This is a genomic window from Planktotalea sp. (assembly GCF_039984035.1).
Classification (GTDB): Bacteria; Pseudomonadota; Alphaproteobacteria; order Rhodobacterales; family Rhodobacteraceae; genus Planktotalea.
In genome coordinates this window covers 1-4,182 of sequence record NZ_JBDWVM010000364.1, presented here as the reverse complement: position 1 = coordinate 4,182, position 4,182 = coordinate 1, and the positions used below count along the sequence as shown (strand labels likewise).

The following is a 4,182-nucleotide window of genomic DNA, read 5'->3' as shown; positions in this document are numbered from 1 at the left end:
AATCAATCTCAATGATGGGACGCTTGAACACGACTTTGGCGGCGGCGGCTTCCTCTCCCACGCCGAGGGCACTGCGGGCGGCTACACAATCGCCAATGGCGTTGAGATCGAAAATGCGATCGGTAGCATCGGCAACGATACATTGACGGGCAACGAATTTGACAACGCGCTGACAGGCGCAAGCGGCAATGATGAATTCACCGGTGGCGGTGGTCGTGATACGATCAACGGTGACAACGGCAGCGATACCCTCACAATTGGAAGCGAATTGTGGGCCTTTGACAATGCCATCTTCGATGGGGGTTTCAGCAACGATACGCTCACCCTTGCCACAGATTTCGGGTTGGATGATTTTGCAGATGTGCTCAGAGATCAGCTCGACTTCCGCCTCGACGCCAACGGCAACTTTGCGTTGGTCACACATGACGGCGATACGCTGGTCACCCTGATTGACGTTGAAACATTGGTGTTCAGCGATGTCGACCTTACGCCCTTTGAAACCCTCATAGATTTCAGTGCCCTCGCCGCGCTGGATGCAGGCTTTAGCCTTGGCGATACCGTCGCTCTTGGTGGGCTCAGCGATACCTTCACGGGCAGCGCGCTCAACGACACAATCAACACCGGATATGGCTTTGATACGGTCGATGGCGGCGAGGGCCACGATGAAATTCGCGGCCTCAACGGCTTTGACGAACTCTCTGGCGGCAATGGTCAGGATACGCTCCTCGGTAATGCCGGCAATGACCTGCTCATGGGCGATGTGGGCGATGACCTCCTGAATGGCGGCATTGGTTTTGACACCCTCCATGGCGGCGCAGGCGACGACAGCCTTACAGGCCTCAACGGCTGGGACAGTCTGTCAGGCGGTGACGGAAATGACCTTCTGAACGGCAACGCTGGCAACGACCACCTTGATGGCGGCGAAGGCGATGATGTTTTGAACGGTGGTATCGGCTCGGACACCCTCCAAGGCAACAACGGCAACGATACGATGAACGGCGGCAATGGCTCCGATAGCCTCATTGGCGGTGACGGAAATGACAGTCTCGAAGGCAACGCTGGCAGTGATACGCTGCAAGGCGATTCAGGCGACGATTGGCTGAGAGGCGGCATTGGTCAGGACGAATTCCACTACAGTCTAGGCCACGACGTGATCGCCGATTTCGCCAATAATTTTGACACGCTGATCTTCTTCGCCTCCGATGACCTCGAAAGCTTCGATGACCTGCTCGGTTTTGGCGAAGTCGTCAACGACAACACCGTGTTCACCTTCGATGAAGACAACACACTGACGCTCAATGGCATCACGAATATGAATAGCCTCGAAGACGACGTCTTTATTCTATTCTAGACTAGTCAAGCGCCCCTCTTTTGGCATACTAAATGTAGTGCACTGCGCTTCATTTAGTGGGCTGCCGCCTGATTTTGTAGCAAATGCGCTCCGTCTCGCTGCCCTTGCCTTGTTTTCTTTGGCAAATTTGAGATGGGACTTCCATAGGGGCATCGAGCCTTAAACATAATAAAAATCTGGGGGTTTTTATGCGACGACTGATACTTGGCTTGTGTGCGATCACGAGCCTTGCAGCATGTGATCTTGTGCCGCGCGGCGCTGGCCTTCAGTCCGAAGTATTGGCTGCGGAAAAAGACGAAAACGGCAATGAAATTACGCAATTCGCTGTTGAACCAGTAACACGGGCCAACCTCGCAACCTTCGTGAATTGGCGCCCAGCGGATTCGAGCCATTACCACTGGATCAACCGCGTCGATCAACCCAACAACCGTATCATTCGTCCCGGCGATAGCGTTTCTATCACCGTGTGGACCACCGATGTCGACGGCGGCTTGCTCACTTCCCCCGGGCAACGCAGCGTGCCTCTGGCCGACAACCGCGTTTCCCCAAATGGCACCATTTTCCTGCCCTACCTTGGGGATTTCAAAATTTCGGGCAACAGCCCTGAACGCGCGCGCGAACGAATCGAAGAAAAATACTCCGAAACCATGCCCTCTGCGCAAATTCAGCTGAAACTGACCGAAGGCGTGGAGCAATCCGTCAGCCTCATCAGCGGCGTTGCAGCGCCCGGCACCTATCCGCTCGCCAGCAACGACTACACCATTTTGCAGATCATCGCTGAGGGTGGCGGCATGGCAACCTTCACCAACCCACAGGTGCGCTTGCACCGCAGTGGCAAGATCTATGGCGTTTCTGCAAATCGCCTGCTGAATGAGCCACGCCTCAATACGACCCTGCGCGGCGGCGATCGCATCTACGTGGAAGAAGACGAACGCACCTTCCTGTCCCTTGGCGCCGCTGGCACCGAGGCGGTGCATGCCTTCACATCTGACAACGTCTCAGCGCTTGAGGCGCTCTCCATCATTGGCGGCGTTTCAGACACGCGTGCGGATGCTAAGGGTATCTTGATCCTGCGCCGCTACCCGTTGAAAAACGTGACAGCTGATCGTTCAGGCCCGGATCACCCACGCACGATCTTCACTTTGGATCTGACCTCTGCTGATGGGTTGTTCTCCGCCGATCAATTCGAAATCGAGTCCGGCGATCTGATCTATGTCTCTGAAAGCCCACTGACCGCTGTTCAATCCGTCTTCAGTATCTTCACGTCTGTGATCGGTCTGAATAACGCCATCAACTAAATCGAGCTATCTCAGGGGCGTTCTTTTCGCGCTCCTGAGAGCCTAAACAGCGGTTTAGAGACGTGTCTCGCAAATAACCTGCACCGAGCGCACCAATGGCGTCTGTGCCACCGCAGCGGCCAATAGACGGGTCTGATGATGCGTGCGCACATAATCCGCAACAAATGCGTTTGGCGCAGCGAGCGTCAGAATCCCGCCTTCTACATCAACCTCGACCAGTTTCGCGAACCAGGCCGCAAACAACGCTGTGTCTTGCTGATAAAGCCGCTCAGCAACCTCGGCCCAAAGTGACCCATCTTGGGGCGGTTTAGTCTCTATATGCGCATGCAGCGGCACGACATTGCTTTCATCGCGCTGCGATGTCTCACTGCCCTGCTGTGTCATACGGGCTGTGAAATCCGGCCCAACAGCATCCCAATAGGGCATCGTGTCTCTCAGAACCGTTTCAAAGTTAATTCGATGCTGAGCCACCCTGCCCCGCGCCGCTGGCTTATCGACACTAATCCAGCCAAAACTGCGCATATGGGCAATCTCTCGTTTTGCAGTCCGCTCCGACACGCCCCACATTCGGGCGAGTTCACGCTGACCGACGGCAAAATACCCAAGCCGCCAATTAAAGCGCGCAGTCACAATAAGCGACAAACGTACAGCTAAACGCGATGGCGTGCCCTCGGTCTGCGCAGATAAGGTCAAAAGCGCGGTAAGGAAATCATATTTTAAGGAAGCGGAGCCGGGTCCAGCAACTTTCTGGCCTGCAACAACAGGCTGCTTGCGTGGACTCGACGGTCCACGATCATTATAGCGATCCATATCTGTTCTGCCCTTCGCGCCGCATTATTGCGGTCTATGCTATGGCTGAAACGAGTTCTCTTAGATTGGCCGTCTATCGCTCAATCAAACGCTTTTCCAGCTCATGACCTTATTTGCGTTGGAACGCTGTGCTCTGTCAAGGATTCTATCCTTTCGACCCTTCTCATCTATCAAAACTCAAATTGAAAACTGGTATTATTGGTAATAGGTGACATGCTGGGTGTCCCTCTATTTCCGTTTGATGTCCCCCCAATGGGTGGCGGAGCGTCGTCTCGTGTCCCCCTATATCTGGTCTCTAAGGCGTTGAATTCGAATCATAATCGATTCGCTTCAAGGCCCTTGCTTTACGTGTGTTCTCCCAAGACCCTTATCCGCGGATAACATTGTACGTCACATCATTATCAATCTCGACAAAATGCGCAAATTAGGCGTAAATACCAAAAAAGCCGCGAAATGCGTCCAAAGAGCAAATGAGGTGCCCCATGTTAACCCACGTCGACCTACAGGAACTGCAAGCCAAGTCCCTCAAGATGCAGGGCTGGATTCGTCAGCAGACCTTCTCGCCCGAAAATGAAAAGACCCTGCGCCGCTTCTCGAGCTGGGAAGTCTCGGAGCTGATTCTGGGGCTGAACCAATCGACCTTTCGCGGCAAGATGGCGGCAGACCCCACCTTACCCGCGGGTAAGGTTGAGGCGGATGGCAGGCAACGTTGGTTCACGCTGG

Annotated in this window: 3 protein-coding genes and 1 pseudogene; 3 read left to right on the top strand and 1 reads right to left on the bottom strand. The window is 54.5% G+C overall.

All coding sequences use genetic code 11. The features are described from left to right. Both ABJQ89_RS16285 and ABJQ89_RS16280 read left to right on the top strand, forming a co-directional pair. Positions 1-1,351 (top strand): calcium-binding protein (locus tag ABJQ89_RS16285; protein WP_348497210.1); only part of this gene is annotated, 1,351 nt, incomplete at its 5' end. 188 nt (positions 1,352-1,539) lie between these two features. After that, on the top strand, positions 1,540-2,649 hold the full coding sequence (locus tag ABJQ89_RS16280; RefSeq protein ID WP_348497209.1) for a polysaccharide biosynthesis/export family protein: 1,110 nt from the start codon (positions 1,540-1,542) through the stop codon (positions 2,647-2,649). A 54-nt stretch (positions 2,650-2,703) separates the two neighbouring features. Here ABJQ89_RS16280 and ABJQ89_RS16275 read toward each other — a convergent pair whose 3' ends face one another. Further along, positions 2,704-3,459 carry a DnaA N-terminal domain-containing protein gene (locus ABJQ89_RS16275; protein WP_348497208.1) on the bottom strand — a complete coding sequence of 252 codons (756 nt, stop codon included), beginning with the start codon at positions 3,457-3,459 and terminating at the stop codon, positions 2,704-2,706. Positions 3,460-3,941: 482 nt separating this feature from the next. On the opposite strand from ABJQ89_RS16275, the pseudogene ABJQ89_RS16270 reads away from it, so the two are divergent. Continuing rightward, positions 3,942-4,182, top strand: a pseudogene (locus ABJQ89_RS16270) (chromosome partitioning protein ParA); the annotation flags it as partial.

Coding starts and splice junctions, on each gene's coding strand:
- ABJQ89_RS16280 (WP_348497209.1), top strand. CDS start 1,540: ATGCGACGACTGATACTTGGCTTGTGTGCGATCACGAGCCTTGCAGCA.
- ABJQ89_RS16275 (WP_348497208.1), bottom strand. CDS start 3,459: ATGGATCGCTATAATGATCGTGGACCGTCGAGTCCACGCAAGCAGCCT.